This is a genomic window from Novosphingobium sp. 63-713, assembly GCF_001898925.1.
In the GTDB taxonomy this organism is placed as follows: domain Bacteria; phylum Pseudomonadota; class Alphaproteobacteria; order Sphingomonadales; family Sphingomonadaceae; genus Novosphingobium.
The window spans coordinates 76,157-95,110 of the sequence record NZ_MKVS01000026.1 but is presented as its reverse complement, the minus strand read 5'-3'; the positions used below and the strand labels follow the sequence as shown (position 1 = coordinate 95,110).

Sequence of the window (18,954 nt, the reverse complement as noted above, 5' to 3'; positions counted from 1 at the left end):
TGCAGATCCAAGACCTGCGGGCAATGGTGTTGCCGTCCGCGATCAGACCGCCAGCGACATCGGGCTCATCGCATTGTTGCGATTGCCCGCCAGTTCGCGGTTTGCCCACAGCGCGATCAGCGTGGCCGCCGCGCCCGAGAGCAGATAGGCCCCCGACGAGATAAGCCCATAGGTCGTGGCCAGTTTCAGCGCGATCAGCGGCGCAAAGGCGGCCCCCACCAGCCATGCAATATCGCTGGTCAGCGCCGAACCCGTATAGCGATGCTGGGTCGAGAAGCTGGAAGCCACAGCGCCCGAGGACTGGCCAAAGGAGATGCCCAGAATGGCAAAACCGATGGTCATGAAGGCGACTTCGCCCCCGGTTCCCTGGCCCAGCAATTGCGGGGCAAAGCCGGAGAAAGCCGCAATCGCCGCCGCCGAAGCGCCCAGCACCGCGCGGCGTCCGAAACGGTCCGCCATATAGCCCGAGACGATGATCGCCATCACGCCGATCATGGCCGCGCCCGTTTCGATAATCAGGAACGAGGCGGGGCGTTCAGGCGTGTTGAGCATCACATAGGAGAGCGGAAACACCGTGACCATGTGGAACAGCGCAAAGCTGGCCAGAGGCGCCAGAGCGCCGATCAGGATGGTGCGGCCTTCCTCGCGGATGGTGACGATGGCCTTTTCAGGCTGCAGGTCGCGGCTTTCGAACAGGCGCACGAATTCGGGCGATTCGACCAGACGCAGGCGGGCAAAGAGCGCCACCACATTGATGGCAAAGGCCACGAAGAACGGGAAGCGCCAGCCCCAGCTCAGGAAATCCTCGGTGGGCAGCGACGAGACGAAAAAGGCGAACATGGACGAGGCCACGATCAGACCCAGCGGCGCGCCCAATTGCGGCACCATCGCAAACCAGCCGCGGCGGTCACGCGGTGCATTGAGCGCCAGAAGCGAGGCCAGACCATCCCAGCTGCCGCCCAGCGCGAAACCCTGACCCAGCCGGAACAGGGCGAGCAGCGCGATGGCCGTCTTGCCCAGCGTGACATAGCCCGGCAGGAAGGCAATCGCCGCCGTCGATCCGCCCAGCAAAAACAGCGCGATGGCCAGCTTGGCCGTGCGGCCGTAGAGTCGGTCGATGGTCATGAACACGAACGTGCCCAAGGGCCGCGCGACAAAGGCCAGCGGAAAGATCGCGAAGGAATAGAGCGTGCCGGTATAGGCATCGGTGAACGGGAAAAAGAAGCTCGGAAATACCAGCACCGAGGCGATGGCATAGACGAAAAAGTCAAAGAATTCCGAAGTTCGACCGATAATCACGCCAATGGCGATCTCACCGGGAGAAACGTGATCGGAATGGCCAGCATGGCCCGAAACGACCCCTGCGGCCACCCCGTTTGAAACGGAGGTGGTCATGTTCAGCATCCCCAAAATCGGGCCGGTGTTTTCCCCAAGGAACAACCCGGCTTTTCTCTTTAATTATGGTCCGTCCACAAGGTTCCAAAACGCGCGGAAAACCGCAGATTTCAGGGCCTTTTGGCGGGCCTGAAATGAGACTGCATCAAAAGATCCATGATGGCAATCAAATTGATGGGACAATATGTCCTATCGCGGTTGCAGCATGAGCCTCCTACGCGCGGGCGCCATGAGCACGCAACCCACCCTCCTTCGTCACGCGAGCCGGCTCGGCAGCCTTGTCAGCCTCGCCTCGCTCTCCGCCTGTAGCCCGGTGGTGCTGAACCCCGCGGGCGACATCGCCAAACAGGAAGCCAGCCTGGTGGTCACGGCCACGCTGCTGATGCTGCTGATCATCGTTCCGGTGATGGCGTTGACCGTTTATTTCGCGTGGAAATACCGCGCGACGGCCGGCGCCCGCTATGAGCCCGAATGGAACCATTCGACCCAGCTCGAACTGGTGATCTGGGCCGCGCCGCTGATGATCATCATCGCGCTCGGTTCGCTGACCTGGGTGACCACCCACACGCTCGACCCGTTCCGTCCGGTGGCCCGCATTGCCGAGGGCAAGCCCCTTGCTGCAGATGCGAAGCCGCTTGAAATTCAGGTCGTCGCGCTCGACTGGAAGTGGCTGTTTATTTATCCCGAGCAGAAAATCGCCACGGTCAACGAATTGGCCCTGCCGGTGGACCGCCCGGTGCATTTCAGCATCTCGTCCTCTTCGGTCATGAACTCGTTCTACATCCCGGCGCTGGCTGGCCAGATCTATGCAATGCCCGGCATGACGAGCGAACTGAACGCTGTACTCAACAAGACCGGCACGTTCGACGGCTTCTCGGCCAATTATTCGGGCTCGGGCTTCTCGCACATGCGCTTCAAGACCTATGGCCTGGCCGACGCCGATTTTGACCAGTGGGTCGCCAAGGTTGCCAAGGGCGGCGACAAGGACAGCGCGGGCGCGCTCGACACCGTGGCCTATCTTCAGCTGGAACAGCCCAGCGAGAAGGAACCGGTCCGTCACTTCACCACCGTGGCCGACGGCCTGTTCGACAAAATCGTCAACCTCTGCGTCCGTCCGGGCAAGATGTGCGTGCGCGACATGATGGCGCTCGACGCACGTGGCGGCGCCGGCAAGGCTGGCATCTATAATGTCGCCGCGCTGACCTATGACAAGAATGGCCGCGAAACGACCATCCCCGTCATCCCCGGTCGCGCCGCAGCGCAGGCCGATGCCCGCACCAAGGCTTTCGTGCGCGCGATCTGCGTTCCCGATGGCGTGAAGACCCCCGTTCCTGCCGCCGCTGCCAAGCTGTCGCTGGCCGCCCCTGCGCGCACCCCTCTTAGCTGATAGCGAGATCCCATGATCCCGACCCATTCCCATTGGACACCGCTGCTGGGCCGCCTTGGCCCGGACGCGATCCCGACCGAGCCGATCGTGCTCGCCACCTTTGCGGCCGTTTCACTCGGCGGCATCGCGCTGGTGGCCGCGCTCACCTATTTCCGCCTCTGGGGCTATCTGTGGAAGCAGTGGTTCACCAGCGTCGACCACAAGAAGATCGGCATCATGTATATGGTGCTGGGCCTCATCATGTTCCTGCGCGGCTTTGCCGACGCGATCATGATCCGCAGCCAGCAGGCGCTCGGCTTCGGCGGCTCTGACGGCTATTTGAACAGCCACCACTTCGATCAGGTGTTCACCGCCCACGGCGTCATCATGATCTTCTTTGTGGCGATGCCTTTCGTCACGGGCCTGATGAACTATGTCGTGCCGCTGCAGATCGGCGCGCGCGACGTGTCCTTCCCCTTCCTGAACAACTTCTCGTTCTGGATGACGGCGGGTGGCGCGGTGCTGGTCATGCTCTCGCTGTTTGTGGGCGAATTCGCGCGCACCGGCTGGCTGGCCTATCCTCCGCTCTCGGGGTTGGCGTACAGTCCCGATGTCGGCGTCGATTACTACATCTGGTCGCTGCAGGTGGCCGGTGTCGGCACCACGCTTTCGGGCGTCAACCTGATCGCCACGATCATCAAGCTGCGCGCGCCGGGCATGACCATGATGAAGATGCCCGTCTTCACCTGGACCGCTCTGGTCACCAACATCCTGATCGTTGCCGTGTTCCCTGTGCTGACCGTCGTTCTGGCCCTGCTGGGTCTGGACCGCGTGTTCCACACCAACTTCTTCACCAATGACTTCGGCGGCTCGCCGATGCTCTATGTCAACCTGATCTGGATCTGGGGCCACCCGGAGGTTTACATTCTGGTGCTGCCGGTGTTCGGCGTGTTCTCGGAAATCGTCTCGACCTTCTGCTCCAAGCGCCTGTTCGGCTACACCTCGATGGTTTACGCCACCTGCGTCATCGGCATCCTGTCCTATTCGGTCTGGCTGCACCACTTCTTCACCATGGGTTCGGGCGCGTCCGTGAACTCGTTCTTCGGCATCACCACCATGGTGATCTCGATCCCCACCGGGGCCAAGCTGTTCAACTGGCTCTTCACCATGTTCCGCGGCCGCATCCGGTTTGAACTGCCGATGATGTGGACGGTCGCCTTCATGCTCACCTTCACCATCGGCGGCATGACCGGCGTGATGATGGCTGTGCCCGCCGCCGACTTTGTGCTGCACAACTCTGTGTTCCTCATTGCCCACTTCCATAACGTCATCATCGGCGGCGTGGTCTGGGGCGTGTTTGCCGCGATCAACTACTGGTGGCCCAAGGCTTTCGGCTTCAAGCTGAACCAGTTCTGGGGCAAGGTGTCGTTCTGGTGCTGGGTTCCGGGCTTCTGGATCGCCTTCACCCCGCTCTACATCCTCGGCTTCATGGGCGTGACGCGTCGTATGCGCGTGTTCGACGCCAGCTTCGACCCGCTGCGCGTCTATTACTGGATCGCGTTGGCAGGGGCCTTCCTGATCGCGGCCGGTATCGGTGCGATGCTGATCCAGTTCGCCGTGTCGATCTGGAAGCGTGAAGAATACAAGGACGAAAGCGGCGACCCGTGGGGCGGCCGTACCCTGGAATGGGCGACCTCTTCGCCTCCGCCGGAATATAACTTCGCCTTCACGCCCAAGATCCATGACATCGACGCCTGGGCCGACATGAAGGCCAAGGGTGTTGCCCGCCCGATCAGCGGTTTCCAGGACATCTACATGCCTCAGGGCACCTGGGCCGGTATCGTGCTGGCGGGTCTGTCGACGGTCTGCGGTTTCGCGCTGATCTGGCAGGTCTGGTGGCTGGCCGTGGTGATGCTGGCCGGTATCGTCGGCACCGCGATCTTCCACACCTTCAACTATAACCGCACCTTCTATATCAAGGCCGACCATGTCGCCGAGGTTGAAGCTGCGCGCACGGCCCAACTGGCCGCGCTGGAAAAGGGAGCCGCGTAATGGCGAGCACCAACCTCACCGAGCAGTATTACGATCTGCACGAACACGCCCACCCGGACGGCTACAGCACCACGCTGGGCTTCTGGATCTACCTGATGAGCGACTGCCTCATCTTCGGCATGCTGTTTGCCACCTTCGCGGTGCTGGGCGGCAATTATGCCGGGGGTCCGGCGCCCAAGGATCTGTTCGACCTGCCGCTGGTGGCGCTCAACACCTCGCTGCTGCTCTTCTCGTCGATCACCTATGGCTTTGCCATGATCGCGATGCAGAACGGCAGCAAGAAGGGCCTGATCGGCTGGCTGATCCTGACCCTGTGCTTTGGCCTTGGCTTCCTCTCGATCGAACTTTACGAATTCCATCACCTGATCGAGGAAGGCGCCGGGCCGCAGCGCAGCGCTTTCCTGTCGGCCTTCTTCACGCTGGTCGGCACCCACGGTCTGCACGTGACCTTCGGTTCGATCTGGCTGGTCACGCTGCTGTTCCAGGTGGGCAAGCATGGCCTGACCGAGGCCAACAAGCGCCGCCTGTCCTGCCTCTCGCTGTTCTGGCACTTCCTTGACGTGGTCTGGATCGGCGTGTTCACCTTTGTCTATCTGATGGGAGTGCTGCGCTAATGGCTGACCATTCGCATGGCCACGGCCACGAATCGGCGTTTCACGCCACCACCAAGGATTATGTGATCGGCTTCGTCCTTTCCGTCATCCTGACCGCCATCCCCTTCTGGCTGGTGATGAGCGGCGCGATCGCCGACAAATCGACGACCGCCATCGTCATCACCGCCTTTGCAGCGGTTCAGGTTGTGGTTCACATGATCTACTTCCTGCACATGAACGGCAAGATCGAGGGCGGCTGGAACCTGATGGCCGCACTGTTCACCATCCTTCTGGTGGCGATCATCCTGTCTGGCACACTGTGGGTGATGTTCCACCTCAATGCCAACATGATGCCGGTCAAGATGGACGGCATGGGCTGATGAAGTCCGGCCTTTATGGCCAGCAAAAGGGGCGGCGCCGGATTCTTCCGGTGGCCGCCCTGCTGCTTTGTGCGGCGCTGTTTTCGGCGCTGGGCGTATGGCAGGTGCAAAGGCTGGCATGGAAACGCGCGTTGATCGCGCATGTGAACGAGGTTTCGACCGCCAATCCGATTGAGGCGCGGCTGCTGCCGATGGCGCCAAACCCGCGCGATCTGGCCGATCTGGAATATCGCCACGTCTGGGCGCTGGGGCGGTTTGAGCCGCAGGGCACCACGCTGGTCTCCGCGCTGACCGAGCGGGGCGCGGGCTATTGGGTGATGGTGCCGCTGCGCATGGGCGACGGGCGCGCGGTGTGGATCAATCGCGGCTATGTGCCTTTGGGCAGCACCGCTCTGGCCGAAGCCGCGCGCACGCCCATGGGCGAAGTGGCGATCACCGGCCTTCTGCGTAAAACCGAGCCCAAGGGCCGCTTTCTGCAGGCCAATGTGCCGACGCAGGACCGCTGGTACGCGCGCGACATTGCCGCCATGTCCGCCACGCGCGGGGTGAAGGGTCAGGCCGCATGGTTCATTGATGCGCAAGGCCCCGAAATCCCCGGCAACCCCATTCCCGGCCTGACCGTGGTGCAATTCCCCAACAGCCACCTGCAATATGCGCTGACATGGTTCGCCATGGCCCTGCTCAGCCTGTTTGCCATCTGGCTGGTCTGGCGGCGCGCACCCTGATAAAGCGCGGCCATGGCAACCCAAATCGCGCCCGATTATGACATAGCCCCCGCCTCCTATGGCAATATGGGGCTGCTGGTTCAGCTGCGCTGGATCGCGGTGCTGGGGCAATTGGTGACGATCTGGGTGGCGTGGCGCGTGCTGGGTGTGCGCCTGCCCATGGCCGAACTGGTGGCGGTGCCGGCGCTTCTGGCGCTGATGAACATCGGCACATGGGCCTATGGGCGTCAGCGCGCGGGCTATTCCTATCTGGAACTGCTGGGCGCGCTGATGCTCGATGTCGAGGCGCTGAGTTGGCAGCTCTATTTCACCGGCGGCGCGACCAACCCCTTCATCTTCCTGTTTCTGGTCCAGATCATGCTGGGCGCGATCCTGCTGCCCGCGCGGTGGAGCTGGATCGTCGCGCTGGTCGCGTGCTGCGATGTAGCGTTCCTGACCTTCGATTATCGCCCGCTCGATCTGCCGCCTGCCTATGTGGGCGAACATTTCCGGCTCTATCTGCTGGGCAGTCTGGCCTGTTTTGTGCTGATCGCGGCGCTCTTGGTCTATTTCGTCGTCCGCATGGACCGCAACCAGCGCGCCAGCAGCGCCGCCCTTGCCGCCCTGCGCCAACAGGCAGCGGAGGAGAATCATATCATCCGATTGGGCCTGCTGGCCAGCGGCGCGGCGCATGAACTGGGTACGCCAATGGCCTCGATGTCGGTGATCCTTGGCGACTGGGCGCGGGAAAAGACCATTGCGGGCGACCCAGACCTAGCCGCAGATGTAGCCGATATGCAGGCGGAACTCAAACGCTGCAAAACCATCCTGTCGGGCATTTTGGTGGCCGCGGGCGAGGTGCGCGGCGAGAACCCCAGCGTCACTACCGCGCGCGGGTTTCTACGCGAAATCGTCGAGGACTGGCGCGCGCGCAGCCCCGCCCCCATCACGCTGGACGACCGGCTGGGCGAAGATGTGCCTATCATCGCCGACCCGGCGCTGCGGCAAGTGATCGGCAATGTGGTGGACAATGCGCTGGAGGTTTCCCCCGAAGGCATCGCCATCGCCACCGCGCGCGAGGGCGACATCTGGCAGATCGCCGTGCGCGATTTCGGCCCCGGTTTCGCCCCCGACATGATTGACCAGGTCGGCCGCCCCTATCGCTCGACCAAGGGGCGCGATGGCGGCGGGCTCGGCCTGTTCCTCGTGGTCAACGTGCTGCGTCAGCTTGGCGGGCGGATCGAAGTGAGTAATACCGAAGAGGGCGGCGCGCTGGTCGTCCTTTCGATCCCATTGTCGGCGCTGGCTTTTACGGGCAAAGGAACATCATGAACAACCCCCTGCCCCATCTCGTGATCGTCGAGGATGATCCCGCCTTTGGCCGCACGCTGCGCCGATCCTTCGAGCGACGCGGCTATGAAGTGTTGCTGGCCACCAGCCCCGATGAACTGGGCCTGCTGATGACCAGCACGCGGTTTCAATATGCGGTGGTGGACCTGAAACTGGGCACCGCCTCCGGGCTGACCTGCGTCCAGATGCTGCACGAAAAGGACCCTGAAACCACCATCGTCGTCCTCACCGGATTTGCCAGCATTGCCACCGCCGTCGAGGCCATCAAGCTGGGCGCATCGCATTACCTCGCCAAGCCAGCCAACACCGACGATATCGAAGAAGCCTTCTCCAAGCGCGAAGGCAATGCCGCCGTCCCCGTCGAAGGGCGCAAGACCAGCATCAAGACGGTGGAATGGGAATATATCCATACCACGCTGGCCGAATGCAATTTCAACATCTCCGAAGCCGCACGGCGATTGGGGATGCATCGGCGGACTTTGGCCCGAAAGCTGGAGAAGCAGCAGGTTAAGTGAGGGGGGTAAAATGCCTCTGGCGGGCAAAGGGACTCGGTCCCTTTGCAATCCCGTTAATGGGTGACGCGAGATTGGCCAGGTTGTGTGGCGATTTTGAAAGCCTGCGGCGCGGGCTGCGCTGATTGGCGCCGCAGGCTTTAAAATTCAAACGCTGCGGCATTCAACCAAGGCCGAACCCATAGCGCAACAATGACAGTATGGGGATTGCAAAGGGACCGAGTCCCTTTGCCCGCCGGAGGCATAAACCCCTTAAGCCAATTCCTCCAACACCACCTTCAACGCCGCCGCATTGATCGCCGCCGCATTGGCCACATCATCCGCCTCGCTATAGCAGCGCAATTCCGGCGCATTGCCCGACCGGCGCAGATGCAGAACCGAACCATCGGCGCAGGACATGCGGATGCCATCGGTCAGATCGACGCGCGTGATCGCCCCGGCAATGCCGCCGAAATAGCTGGTCAGCCGCGCAATCTGTTCCTGCGCGCCGCCCTCCAGCAACGCGGCGAAGATCGACTCGCTGCGCTCGGTGGCAAAGTTCTGGATGCGGTCGGAATAGGTCACGCGGGGCGGCAATTCGCCCAGCAGGTCGGCCACCCGCCGTCCCCGCGCCGCCGCGATCACCGCCACCACTGGCAGCACCGCATCGCGCGTCGGCAGCGCAGAAATGCTCCGCCCGCCAAGGTCAAAATCACTGGCCAGCAGAAAGCCGCCATTGGCCTCATAACCACACACGCGATCCTGCCCGGCGGCCAGAGCGGCATTCATCGCGTCGATCACGAAGGGCGAACCGATCCGCGTGCGCGCGCAATGGGCAAACGCGCCCGACAGTTCCAGCACCGTGTTGCTCGACACCGGCGTCACCACCGTACCCGCGCCCAGCGCCCGCGCGCAAAGCACGCCCAGCACATCGCCGCGCAGCCATTCGCCGGTGTGATCGGCCAGCAGAGGCCGGTCGCTGTCGCCATCGGTCGAGATGATCGCGTCAAAGCCATATTCCGCCGCCCATTCGCGCGCCAGCACCACATCTTCCGGCCTGATCGCCTCGGTGTCGACGGGGATAAATTTGGTCGCGCGGCCAATCGGCACGCCCTCGGCGCCCAGCGCATTGACGATGGAGAGCACGACATCGCGCCCCACCGCCGAATGCTGATAAACGCCGATCTTGCGCCCGGCCAAGGCATCCGCGCCAAAGGCATCGACATAGCGCGCAACATAGGCCGCAACCGCATCGGTGATCGCGGGCAAAGGCGCGGGCGACACCAACATGCCCGCATCGTCAAACGCGCCATCGCCCAGCGTCACCACCTGACGCTTCATCCCCGCCTCGTCCGACTTCAACACCTCACCGGCGGGGCGATAGAATTTGATGCCGTTGCGGTCGTCGGGAATATGGCTGCCGGTCACCATCAGGCAGGGGATCGCCTGCCCAAAGGCATAGAGCGCCAGCGCGGGCGTGGGTACATAGCCGCAAAACACCGGCTCTCCGCCCAGACCGCGGATGGCCTGGGCACAGGCGGCCAGAATGCGCGGCGTGCTGGGCCGCAGATCGCCCGCCAGCGCCACGCGCCCGCCCGCATATTCGCCAATTTCGCGCAGATAGGACAGGAAACCCTGCGTATAACCATAACACACGCGGTCGGTCATCGCGACAACTTCGCCCCGCGCGCCGCTGGTGCCAAATTGCACGCCCGATTGCTGCATCAGCATATCGACGGTGAGCGGAACAAGCGCGGCAGTAGTTTCCATGGCGGCCTTCCTGAGCAGGATCATCATATTCAAGGCAAAGTTGCCTAGGTTAACTCCACTATACAGTATCCTGCACTGCAGCAAAGTTCCAAAATGGATTTCACAAAGGAACCAATTTATCGGTTCAATGCGAACCGGAAGTGATAGTTCCCTGCCTTTGCAAAGCGCTTATTTGCCCCGCGCTTCAAACCCCAGCGCCGGATCGTCGGTAAAGAAACCGTCCAGCCCAAGCGCCAGATAGCGCCGCATTTCGGCTACGCTGCCCGCTGCATTGCGGGCATTCTCGCCCTCGCCATTGCGGAAATCGGCGGCGAGGAATCGGTTTTCCGGGCGGAAGGTCCATGTCCCCACCAACAGCCCCGCGCGCCGTGCCGCCTCGACCAGCCCGGTCGGCTTGCCCAGACGCCCATCGGCCTCCAGCGGGATCAGCATCCGCGTCGCGGGCGCCAGCCAGTCGGCATAGGTGGCGATTTCCGTCAAACCCTGAGGCGTCAGAAGATCGGCCCAGCGCCTTTTGTCGCCCGTCGCCTCGAAATCGGCCGGGCTCTGGCGAGGATCGCCCACCAGTTGCATCAGTTGAATATTGCTCCGCCCGGCCAGATCGCGCCGCAAAGCCTTCAAATTCGCCACCTCAAAACTCTGGATCACCACCGGCGCCTTTTTCAAATAAGCGCTGGCATTCAGACATTCGATCAGGCGCGGTTCGATCGGCAAACCGATCCGCGCGAAATAGGTCGAATGCTTGACCTCCGGGATCAGGCCGATCACCCGGCCCCGCGCCGCAGCCTCAGCCGCGACGAAATCGGCGATTTCCTCCAGCGTGACGATCTGAAACTGGCCATCATAGCTCTGGCTCTCGGGCCGCACCGCGCCAAGGCGCTCCTTGGCCCGCAGCGTCTTCAATTCCGCCAGCGTGAAATCCTCAGTGAACCAACCGGTCAGCTTTTCGCCGTCCACCACTTTTTCGACCCGTCGCGCGGCAAATTCGGGATGCGCGGCCACGTCGGTCGTCTCGGCAATATTGTTTTCATGGCGCGCCACCAGCACGCCGTCTTTGGTGCAGCACAAATCGGGCTCGATAAAATCGGCCCCATCGGCAATCGCGCGGGCATAGGCGCCCAGCGTATGTTCGGGCCGCAGCGCCGATGACCCGCGATGCGCCAGCAGGATGGGCCGCGCCGGGCGGGCGCGCATCGAAACGCTGCCCCCCACAGGCGCGGCAAAAGCGATGCTCCGCCCTCCCGCCACGGCTGTTGCCGCGACCAGACCTTGCGACAGAACCTTGCGACGAGAGAGCGGATTACGCATCGATCAGAGACCCACCGCCAGAGTGACAAAGAACTGACGCGGGGCCACCGGATAGGCGGCGAAGCTGCCAGCATTGTTGAAGCTCGACACCTGCAGCCAACCCTTCTTGTCGAACAGGTTGGTCACGTTCAGGCTCAGCTCGGCCTTCTTGGCATGGACCAATTGCGCGGGCAACTGATAAGCCACGCGGGCCGAGGCCAGGAACAGGCTGGGGATCGAGGCATCATTGGTATAGGTGGCATAGCGGCGGCCGATATAGTCACCGATCAGCTGAACCTCGGCCCCGGCGTAATTCACCGTCAGCATGGTCTTGTTCATCCAGCTGGGCGAGCCGGGGATCTGCTTGCCGCCCGTGGGCACCACGCCCGCAACCGTGGCATAGCCGCCGATCTGCATGCCGGTGGCCGCGCCCGTCACGGTCGAATAGTCGCTGGAATATTTCGAGCTGTTGTAGCTCAAGGCATTATACAGCTTCACATGCTGGCCAAAGCCCAGCGTGACGGCCGCGTCCACGCCATCGGTGGTCACATTGCCCACGTTGAAGAGCGCCGTGGTCGAGGGGTTGATCGTGTTGATCGTGCCCGAAGTGGAAAGCGCCAGCAGGCGGTTGCTGAAATCGACGTGGTAATAGTTGATCTGCGCGTCGATGCTGCTGAGCAGGCCGGTGAAATTGCGGTGGCTGCGCAGGCCCACTTCATAGACCCATGCGGTTTCGGGGCGGACGTTCGACTTGATATAATCAAACGCGGCCTGGCTGCCCGTGCTCCACGGATCGGCCGAGCCGCCCGCGCCATAGGCCTGGAACTGGCGCAGGTTCTTCTGGATGTTGAAATAGACCTTTTCCGACCCGTTCAGGTCATAATTCGCGCCCACCGAGGGCAGGAACCAGTTGGTCGAATTGATGCGGCCGCTGGGACGGTTCGAGTTGACCGTAGGCGTGCTGACTTCCTGCACCGTGAACAGGCCGTTGGCGAATTGCGCGCTGGTCTTGATGCCCGCTTCCACATTCAACCGGCTGTTGACGCGCCACGCATCCTGAATGTGAAGTTGCAGGTTATCCGTGCGCATTTCCACCGCATATTGCGTGATCAGATAGCCCGAGGGACGGATATAGGGGCTGTAGGCGTCCGGCGTGTTCACATTCATCGGATACCAGCGGCGATAGGCCGAGGATTCATTGTGGTGGAACCACACGCCCGCCTCGATATGGTGATCGCCCGCGTCGATGTTCAGGTTGCTGATGATGCCTTCGCGGTGGATCATATATTCGGTGGTGCGGATCGCATAGCCCGAGCCGCCGAACACGGTCTTCAGATCCTGACCGGGGAAATATTTGGCAAAGAGCGAAGGCAGGCCCGCCACCGTGATAGGCCCGGCCACCACGCCCACGCCGTCATTGTGATGGATATAGAACTGGTTGGACCACTTGACGGCCTTCGAGAGGTTCACGTCATATTTGATATAGCCCAGATAGTCGGTGCGCTGGGCGTCCGAATAATAGTTGCGGTAATTGTTGGCCGCCACGGCGGGCACATTGCCGCTGGCGTCCAGATAGTTCAGCGCCGCGCTCAGGCTGGGATAGGTGAAGGGGCGCGTATAAGGCTGATAGGCCTGCACCGCATTGGTGGGGTTGGTATAGATGGTGGTCGCGTCCTCATTCGGCTCGATCTTGTCCGAATAGGCGAAATAGGCGGTCAGCTTGCCGTGGCTGTCTTCATGGATGAACTTGCCATTGGCCTGATAGCCGCCCTGAACGCCTGCAAAGTCCCACGCGCGGGCGCGCTGGCGGCTGCCCGAGAGGAAGAGCTTGTTGCCATTGCCGAATTCGCCCGAATCCACGCGGACAAAGGTGCGCGCCGTGCCATAGGAACCGGCGGTGTGGTTCATTTCCAGCCCGCGCTCGTTCGAGGGATCACGGCTGGTGATTTCCACCGCGCCGCCCAGGTTGCTGACAGAGGCCACGCCCAGTTCGCCCGCGCCCGTGGCCACCACGGTGCGCCCGGTGTTTTCCGAAATCAGCGCGCGGCTGGGCGAAAGGCCGTTGTAATTGCCATAGGACTGATCGCCCAGCGGCACGCCATCCATCGTATAGCCCAACTGCTGGGCCGAGAAGCCGTGGACGAACATCTGCGCGTTCTGCTCGTTGTTGCCCCAAGGGTCGGCGGTCACATAGAGGACGCCGGGCAGACTCTGGATCGCCTTCAGGGGCGAGATGCCGGGCAGGATCTTCTGCATTTCTGCCGCCGGGATGGCCGTGGCCGAACGGGTGGTCTTGGCGTTGACGACGATGGTTTCGCCCATATCAGCCGCGGGCGCTTCGGCATCGGCGGCAGGCGCCGCAGCAGGCACTTCGGCGGCAAGAGCGGGCGTGGTGGCAAGAGCCAGCGTGACAGCAGCCAGCGAGAGGCTGGTGCGCATCATGCTGGTGCGCAAAGTGATTCGACCCATGGTATTCCCCATCCTTGTGCAGCAAGCCTGCTGCATATGCGAAGGCCGCTAGGCGAAACCGATGACCGGAACACGACAGTTCGATGACAGGACTATGAAATATATGGCATTTCCGTGAATGTCTGCCCAGTTACACCGCCCCTTCCCTGCCCCGCGCCCGTCCGTCCCTCGCCCCCATGTCCGGTTGCCAATCCCACAGGCCGCGCCTAGTCATGCCATCATGTGCAGCGCGACCACCCCTTCCGAGAGACCCGCCGCCGAGGCGCCCAACGCCCCACTGAGCGCCGAACGCATCGTGGGCGAGGCCATCGCGCTGATGCAGGAACAGGGCCTTGATGCCGTCTCGCTGCGTCGCCTTGCCGGGCGGCTGGGGGTGCAGGCCATGTCGATCTATTGGCATATCCCGAACAAGGAGGAACTGCTGCGCCGGATGAGCCAGCGCCTCTATGCTCTGGCCATGGCCGATATGCCCGTGTGCGAGACATGGCAGGATTGGGCCCGCGCCTATGGCCGCGCGCTCTGGACGATGTATCACAGCGCCCGCGATGCAGCCCGGCTGACCTTCTCACTGGGCTATGTCGAAGAGGATTTCCGCAATTTTCGCGAATATCTGGCCCAGCGCCTGCAGCCGCTGGGGCTGAGCGCGGCCGAGGCGGTGCAATTGCATTCAGCCATTCAGGCGCTGGTGATCGGCTGGGCCGGTTTTGACAACACCTATGGCGAGGCGATGGGCAAGCTGACCCCGATCGAACCGGCGGTGATGGACAGTCTGGAAGCGCTGATCGTGGGCTCGGAATGTCTGCGCCGGATGTGAAAACGCCCGAACGCGCGCCGGCATGGAGCCAGCCCGGCAACGGTCTGCTCTGGGGCAAGGATTTCTACACCACTGGCCCGCGCGACATCGCCATCGACACTCCGCGCGCCGATGGCGTCTTTCGCTGGCTGCATATGAGCCTGGCCGACAATGGCGCGCGGCAATGGATCGAGCGCGCCGATTTCCTACCCCAGAATGTGCGCGAGGCGATGCTGGCCCCCGACACGCATCAGAGCAGCTTTGTTGAAGGCGATACGCTCTCCTGCGTGCTTCAGGATCTCCAGCGCGATTTCGAGATCCGCTATACCGACCGCGCCGGAACGGTCCATGTGGCGATTACGCCCGACATGATCATCACCGCACGGATGCATCCGCTGGGCTTTGCCGATGTGCTGCGCGATCGCTTTGCCGAAAAACTGTTCATCGACAGCCCGCAACGCGCGCTCGATGTGCTGGTGTCGGCCATTGTCGCCAATCAGGCGGCGCTGGTCACGCAATTGTCAGCCCGCGTGCAAAAGGCCGAGGATGCCGTGCTGGCGGGCAAGGCCCCGCCCTCGGCGCGCGATCTGCTGGAATTGCGGCGGCGACTTTCGATCATCCACCGCATTATGGACGGCACCAAGCGGGTGCTGATGCGGCTGGAGGAGGACGGTGATCTGGACGCCGCGCTCCACCCCACGGTGGAAAAGCTGACCCAGCGCGCGCAGGGGCTGGACGAGGACGTGACCGCCGCGCAAGGGCAGGTGCGCATGCTGCGTGAAGAGCTGGAACTGGCCGCCAATCAGCGGATCAACCGCAACCTCTATATCCTCTCGGTGATGACGGTGCTGCTGATGCCCGCCACGCTGGTGACGGGCTTTTTCGGCATGAACACCGGCGCCCTGCCCTTTGCCCATGGCGAGGGAACATGGGTGGCGGGAGGCGTCGCTTTGCTGGCCTCGCTCGCCACCTATGTTACCCTGCACTGGCGCGGGTTTTTCCGTTAACCGGCGGTTTTCGCAAAAACCTTCGCGCCATTTTGCGCCCAGTCCATCAGCGCGTCGGTGCGGGCCTTGGCGCCTTCCGGGTCGGCCTCAATGGGCAGGACGGCATCGACAATGCGGTCGAAATGGGCGCGGATCTGCTCCTTGGCCTCGGGATAGGGGATGATGTAGAGGTCGCCCTTCTCGATCCCCTTCTTGGTCCATTCGGCCAGCTCGACCGGCTCCATACCGTGGCGGTGGATCGAATGGAGCGACTGGATCGTCGCCTCATCCTCGCGATATCCCGAGGGGCCGAGCCCTGCGGGGCGCAGCTTGCTGGCCTCGGCAATGTTGCTCTTGATATTGGCGGGGCAGATCACCGAAACGCCGATATTGTGCTTGGCCAGGCCCTGCGCATAGCCCTCCATCAGGTTGATGACCGCCGCCTTGGCCGCCGAATAGGGCGCGGCCAGCGCGCTGCCCGACAGACCGCCCAGCGAGGAGGTGGTGACGATATGGCCCGGCTTGCCGCTCGCGATCATACGCGGAACGAACGTCACCATGCCATTGATGACCCCGCCAAGGTTCACCCCGATCAGCCAGTCGAAATCGGCATAGGTGGTCTTTTCCACCGGGCCAAAGCTGTTCACGCCGGCCGTGTTGAACAGCATCGTGGGGGCGGCCCCAAAGACCTGCTCAACCTCGTCTGCGGCGCGGGCATAGGCCTCGCGGTCGGTGATATCCAGCACGATGCCATGAGCGGTAATGCCCTCGGCGCGCAATTGGCCCAGCGCCGTTTCAATCGCATCAGCGCGCAGATCGGCGATGACGACCTTGGCCCCGGCCCGGCCAAACACCAGCGCCTGACCCAGCCCCGCGCCTGAGGCGCCGCCGGTGATAAAGGCCAGTTGCCCGTTGAAATCCTGCATAAAACGCATCCTCTCTTACCATACGGGCGATCTGCTGCCTGAGTCGCCTTTGTATGTTATACTTACATTGTAAGAGCGAATGCGCAAGAGGATCGCCACGCCCGCGATCAGGGAGCAAGCACCTCCAGCGCATCGAGATTGGCGTCCATGTCCTCCCATGTCGGCTGCCCTTTGGCGAGGCGCAGCAACAGGCTCAATTCAACCGCCTCGGGCCGCAGCAGGCGCGCGGCCAGATGCCAGCCGAACCAGCGCCGCGCCGCGTCCCGGTCGGGACCCGTCAATTCGGCCGGATCCTCGCCCGCCTTCGTCCATGGTGCCATCGCCCCTCGGCCCAGATGCAGCATCGGTTTCCCCGCAAAGGCGGCCAACGTCCAGCTATCACACAAATCGGTCAGCACCGCCGATGCGCCCGCCACCATCCCCTCAATCCCGCGCTCAGCCATACTGATCCGGTCGGGCGCGGCGGCCACGAAAGCCTCCAGCCCCGAGCGATCGCCATGCAGCCGGTTGAGCGGATGATCGCTCACCTCGATCCGCCATTCCTCGGGCAGGCGCGCCAGCAGCGATTGCAGCAGCGCCACGCCGTCCTCATGCGCGGCATGGCGCAGAAACAGGTTCTCCTCATGCTGACAAGGCAGAGGCACCGCCAGCGACGGGCGGGACAAGGGAACCGAGAAAGGCCCAAACCGACCCGCCGCCGCCTTCCACAAGGCATCAAGGCGCGCGGCCAGATCCTCCGGCAATGCCCATCCCTCCGGCATCGCCCCGCAGGAAAGGGGCGTTTCCTCCAGCACCACCCATGATGGATCGGTGGCAAAGGGGGCGGCCGCGCCCTCCATGATATAACGCACTGTACGGGGAAACAGGGCTGGCGTGGCAAAATCGCTGCTGCGCACAAGGGTCAGGTCGGGGTTGATGCCCGCCACCGTTTCGATCAGCCCCGGCACCGCCGCGCCATGCGTCCGAAACAGCGCCGGATCGCCCTGATCGACAATATGCCAGCGCAGTTTTTCCTGTGCGATCAAGGGCTCAAGCTGCGCCCCTTCCACCCCGGTGCTGCGCCAGAGCGGGGCCGCCATCACATGGATTTCCTTGACCCAAGGATCGGCGTTCAGCCGGATCAGCATCGGCGTCACAATGGTTTCGAACCACCACGGCGTGATGGCCGGAAGATAGAAGAAAAGGCGCATCCCCGTTCCCTGCCGCTGGGCGGCGAGAGCCTTGCCCTCGCCGCCTCGCTATATGAACAGGGATACCTAAAGCATGACTGAGCCTTGGCTCGGCAAATGCCCTTAGGCGGATTTCAGAGAGCCAGAACGATGCGCCCCTCGATCTTGCCCGCGATCATCTTGTCGAACACGGCGTTGATGTCTTCCAGCTTTGCCGTGCTGATGGTGCTTTTCACCTTGCCCTCAACGGCAAAGGCGATGGCTTCGGCCAGATCGCGCCGCGTGCCGACGATAGAGCCGCGCACCGTGATGCGTTTGAGCACTACATCGAAGATCCGCGTGGGGAAGGCGCCCGGCGGCAGGCCCACCAGTGCCACCGTCCCCTTGCGGCGCACCATGGCCAGCGCCTGTTCAAAGGCGGGCACCGAAACCGCCGTCACCAGCACGCCATGCACGCCCCCGCCCGTGGCCTCGACCACGCGGGCCGCCGCATCGGGGTCCAGCGCATTGACCGCCAGATCCGCGCCCAGTTCAAGCGCAAGGTCGAGCTTGTCCTGCCCCACATCGACGCCCACGACTTTCAGCCCCATCGCCTTGGCATATTGCACGGCGACATGGCCAAGCCCGCCCACGCCTAAAATCGCCACCCATTCTCCGGGCCGCGCCTCGGTTTCCTTCAAGCCCTTATAGGTCGTCACGCCCGCGCACAGGATCGGGGCCAGCGGCACCAGATCGGCATCAAGGGGCAAACGCCCGACAAAGGCGGCGGGCGCCGTCACATATTCAGCATAGGTGCCATTGACCGAATAGCCGGTGTTATGCTGCTTTTCACACAGGGTTTCCCAGCCCGTCTGGCAATATTCGCACTGGCCGCAGGCGTCATGCAGCCATGGCACACCCACCGCATCGCCGATCGCCAGATCATCAACCCCTTCGCCAAGGGCGACGACATGGCCCACGCCTTCGTGGCCCGGGATGAACGGAAGGGTGGGCTGGACCGGCCAATCACCATGGGCCGCGTGAAGATCGGTGTGGCATACGCCCGTGGCCAGCAATTTGACCAACACCTCGCCCCGCGCGGGGGTGGGGGTGGGCCATTGCTCGATGGTGAGCGGCGCACCGAATTCACGGACGACCGCTGCGCGCATTGTTGCGGGAATTTTGGGGGAAAGCGAAGTCATGGAGAATCTCCTTGAAAGGCTGGCGCTTACCTAGCCCGCTCT

General features: G+C 62.9%; 16 protein-coding genes. 9 read left to right on the top strand and 7 right to left on the bottom strand.

Translation table 11 applies throughout. From position 1 onward, the window contains the following. Positions 1-42 precede the first annotated feature (42 nt). Positions 43-1,395, bottom strand: a complete 1,353-nt coding sequence (locus BGP00_RS11075; protein ID WP_292689318.1) for an MFS transporter — start codon at positions 1,393-1,395, stop codon at positions 43-45. 229 nt (positions 1,396-1,624) lie between these two features. Here BGP00_RS11075 and cyoA point away from each other — a divergent pair, with 229 nt between their 5' ends. The 7 genes from cyoA to BGP00_RS11040 are packed head-to-tail and all read left to right on the top strand — an operon-like array spanning position 1,625 to position 8,355. Further along, complete coding sequence (cyoA, locus tag BGP00_RS11070) at positions 1,625-2,782, top strand: ubiquinol oxidase subunit II (RefSeq protein ID WP_172249243.1); 1,158 nt, start codon at positions 1,625-1,627, stop codon at positions 2,780-2,782. 12 nt (positions 2,783-2,794) lie between these two features. After that, complete coding sequence (cyoB, locus tag BGP00_RS11065) at positions 2,795-4,813, top strand: cytochrome o ubiquinol oxidase subunit I (protein ID WP_292689317.1); 2,019 nt, start codon at positions 2,795-2,797, stop codon at positions 4,811-4,813. After that, positions 4,813-5,427, top strand: a complete 615-nt coding sequence (gene cyoC, locus BGP00_RS11060; RefSeq protein WP_168602511.1) for a cytochrome o ubiquinol oxidase subunit III — start codon at positions 4,813-4,815, stop codon at positions 5,425-5,427. The genes cyoB and cyoC overlap by 1 nt, the downstream gene beginning before the upstream one ends. Continuing rightward, complete coding sequence (gene cyoD / locus BGP00_RS11055; protein WP_168602510.1) at positions 5,427-5,786, top strand: cytochrome o ubiquinol oxidase subunit IV; 360 nt, start codon at positions 5,427-5,429, stop codon at positions 5,784-5,786. Before cyoC ends, cyoD begins: the two co-directional genes overlap by 1 nt. After that, positions 5,786-6,511 (top strand): SURF1 family protein, encoded by a 726-nt coding sequence (locus tag BGP00_RS11050; protein WP_292689316.1) that lies wholly within the window; start codon positions 5,786-5,788, stop codon positions 6,509-6,511. Before cyoD ends, BGP00_RS11050 begins: the two co-directional genes overlap by 1 nt. A gap of 12 nt (positions 6,512-6,523) precedes the next feature. Further along, positions 6,524-7,822 (top strand): ATP-binding protein, encoded by a 1,299-nt coding sequence (locus BGP00_RS11045; RefSeq protein ID WP_292689315.1) that lies wholly within the window; start codon positions 6,524-6,526, stop codon positions 7,820-7,822. Next, the gene (locus BGP00_RS11040; protein ID WP_168602508.1) at positions 7,819-8,355 is read left to right on the top strand and encodes a response regulator transcription factor; all 537 of its coding nucleotides are present in this window, start codon (positions 7,819-7,821) and stop codon (positions 8,353-8,355) included. Before BGP00_RS11045 ends, BGP00_RS11040 begins: the two co-directional genes overlap by 4 nt. A 249-nt stretch (positions 8,356-8,604) precedes the next feature. Here BGP00_RS11040 and BGP00_RS11035 read toward each other — a convergent pair whose 3' ends face one another. The 3 genes from BGP00_RS11035 to BGP00_RS11025 all read right to left on the bottom strand — a co-directional run bounded on the left by BGP00_RS11035 (position 8,605) and on the right by BGP00_RS11025 (position 13,857). Further along, entirely contained in the window at positions 8,605-10,101 is a 1,497-nt protein-coding gene (locus BGP00_RS11035) for a phosphomannomutase (RefSeq protein WP_292689314.1), read from the bottom strand. A gap of 168 nt (positions 10,102-10,269) precedes the next feature. Beyond that, positions 10,270-11,409 carry a glycerophosphodiester phosphodiesterase gene (locus BGP00_RS11030; RefSeq protein ID WP_292689313.1) on the bottom strand — a complete coding sequence of 380 codons (1,140 nt, stop codon included), beginning with the start codon at positions 11,407-11,409 and terminating at the stop codon, positions 10,270-10,272. 3 nt (positions 11,410-11,412) lie between these two features. Then, positions 11,413-13,857 carry a TonB-dependent receptor plug domain-containing protein gene (locus BGP00_RS11025; RefSeq protein WP_292689311.1) on the bottom strand — a complete coding sequence of 815 codons (2,445 nt, stop codon included), beginning with the start codon at positions 13,855-13,857 and terminating at the stop codon, positions 11,413-11,415. Between the two features lie 220 nt (positions 13,858-14,077). Between BGP00_RS11025 and BGP00_RS11020 the strand changes: the two genes are divergently transcribed. Then, positions 14,078-14,671 carry a TetR family transcriptional regulator gene (locus BGP00_RS11020; RefSeq protein ID WP_292689310.1) on the top strand — a complete coding sequence of 198 codons (594 nt, stop codon included), beginning with the start codon at positions 14,078-14,080 and terminating at the stop codon, positions 14,669-14,671. Then, positions 14,653-15,657 carry a CorA family divalent cation transporter gene (locus tag BGP00_RS11015; protein WP_292689309.1) on the top strand — a complete coding sequence of 335 codons (1,005 nt, stop codon included), beginning with the start codon at positions 14,653-14,655 and terminating at the stop codon, positions 15,655-15,657. The genes BGP00_RS11020 and BGP00_RS11015 overlap by 19 nt, the downstream gene beginning before the upstream one ends. On the opposite strand, the gene BGP00_RS11010 is transcribed toward BGP00_RS11015, so the two are convergent. The 3 genes from BGP00_RS11010 to adhP form a co-directional block, all read right to left on the bottom strand. After that, positions 15,654-16,562 carry an SDR family NAD(P)-dependent oxidoreductase gene (locus BGP00_RS11010; RefSeq protein WP_292689308.1) on the bottom strand — a complete coding sequence of 303 codons (909 nt, stop codon included), beginning with the start codon at positions 16,560-16,562 and terminating at the stop codon, positions 15,654-15,656. The genes BGP00_RS11015 and BGP00_RS11010 overlap by 4 nt on opposite strands. Positions 16,563-16,669: 107 nt before the next feature. Then, positions 16,670-17,752, bottom strand: a complete 1,083-nt coding sequence (locus BGP00_RS11005) for a hypothetical protein (protein WP_292689307.1) — start codon at positions 17,750-17,752, stop codon at positions 16,670-16,672. Between the two features lie 113 nt (positions 17,753-17,865). After that, entirely contained in the window at positions 17,866-18,891 is a 1,026-nt protein-coding gene (gene adhP, locus BGP00_RS11000; RefSeq protein ID WP_292689705.1) for an alcohol dehydrogenase AdhP, read from the bottom strand. Positions 18,892-18,954: the final 63 nt, after the last annotated feature.

Coding starts and splice junctions, on each gene's coding strand:
- BGP00_RS11075 (WP_292689318.1), bottom strand. CDS start 1,395: ATGACCACCTCCGTTTCAAACGGGGTGGCCGCAGGGGTCGTTTCGGGC.
- cyoA (WP_172249243.1), top strand. CDS start 1,625: ATGAGCACGCAACCCACCCTCCTTCGTCACGCGAGCCGGCTCGGCAGC.
- cyoB (WP_292689317.1), top strand. CDS start 2,795: ATGATCCCGACCCATTCCCATTGGACACCGCTGCTGGGCCGCCTTGGC.
- cyoC (WP_168602511.1), top strand. CDS start 4,813: ATGGCGAGCACCAACCTCACCGAGCAGTATTACGATCTGCACGAACAC.
- cyoD (WP_168602510.1), top strand. CDS start 5,427: ATGGCTGACCATTCGCATGGCCACGGCCACGAATCGGCGTTTCACGCC.
- BGP00_RS11050 (WP_292689316.1), top strand. CDS start 5,786: ATGAAGTCCGGCCTTTATGGCCAGCAAAAGGGGCGGCGCCGGATTCTT.
- BGP00_RS11045 (WP_292689315.1), top strand. CDS start 6,524: ATGGCAACCCAAATCGCGCCCGATTATGACATAGCCCCCGCCTCCTAT.
- BGP00_RS11040 (WP_168602508.1), top strand. CDS start 7,819: ATGAACAACCCCCTGCCCCATCTCGTGATCGTCGAGGATGATCCCGCC.
- BGP00_RS11035 (WP_292689314.1), bottom strand. CDS start 10,101: ATGGAAACTACTGCCGCGCTTGTTCCGCTCACCGTCGATATGCTGATG.
- BGP00_RS11030 (WP_292689313.1), bottom strand. CDS start 11,409: ATGCGTAATCCGCTCTCTCGTCGCAAGGTTCTGTCGCAAGGTCTGGTC.
- BGP00_RS11025 (WP_292689311.1), bottom strand. CDS start 13,857: ATGGGTCGAATCACTTTGCGCACCAGCATGATGCGCACCAGCCTCTCG.
- BGP00_RS11020 (WP_292689310.1), top strand. CDS start 14,078: ATGTGCAGCGCGACCACCCCTTCCGAGAGACCCGCCGCCGAGGCGCCC.
- BGP00_RS11015 (WP_292689309.1), top strand. CDS start 14,653: ATGTCTGCGCCGGATGTGAAAACGCCCGAACGCGCGCCGGCATGGAGC.
- BGP00_RS11010 (WP_292689308.1), bottom strand. CDS start 16,562: ATGCAGGATTTCAACGGGCAACTGGCCTTTATCACCGGCGGCGCCTCA.
- BGP00_RS11005 (WP_292689307.1), bottom strand. CDS start 17,752: ATGCGCCTTTTCTTCTATCTTCCGGCCATCACGCCGTGGTGGTTCGAA.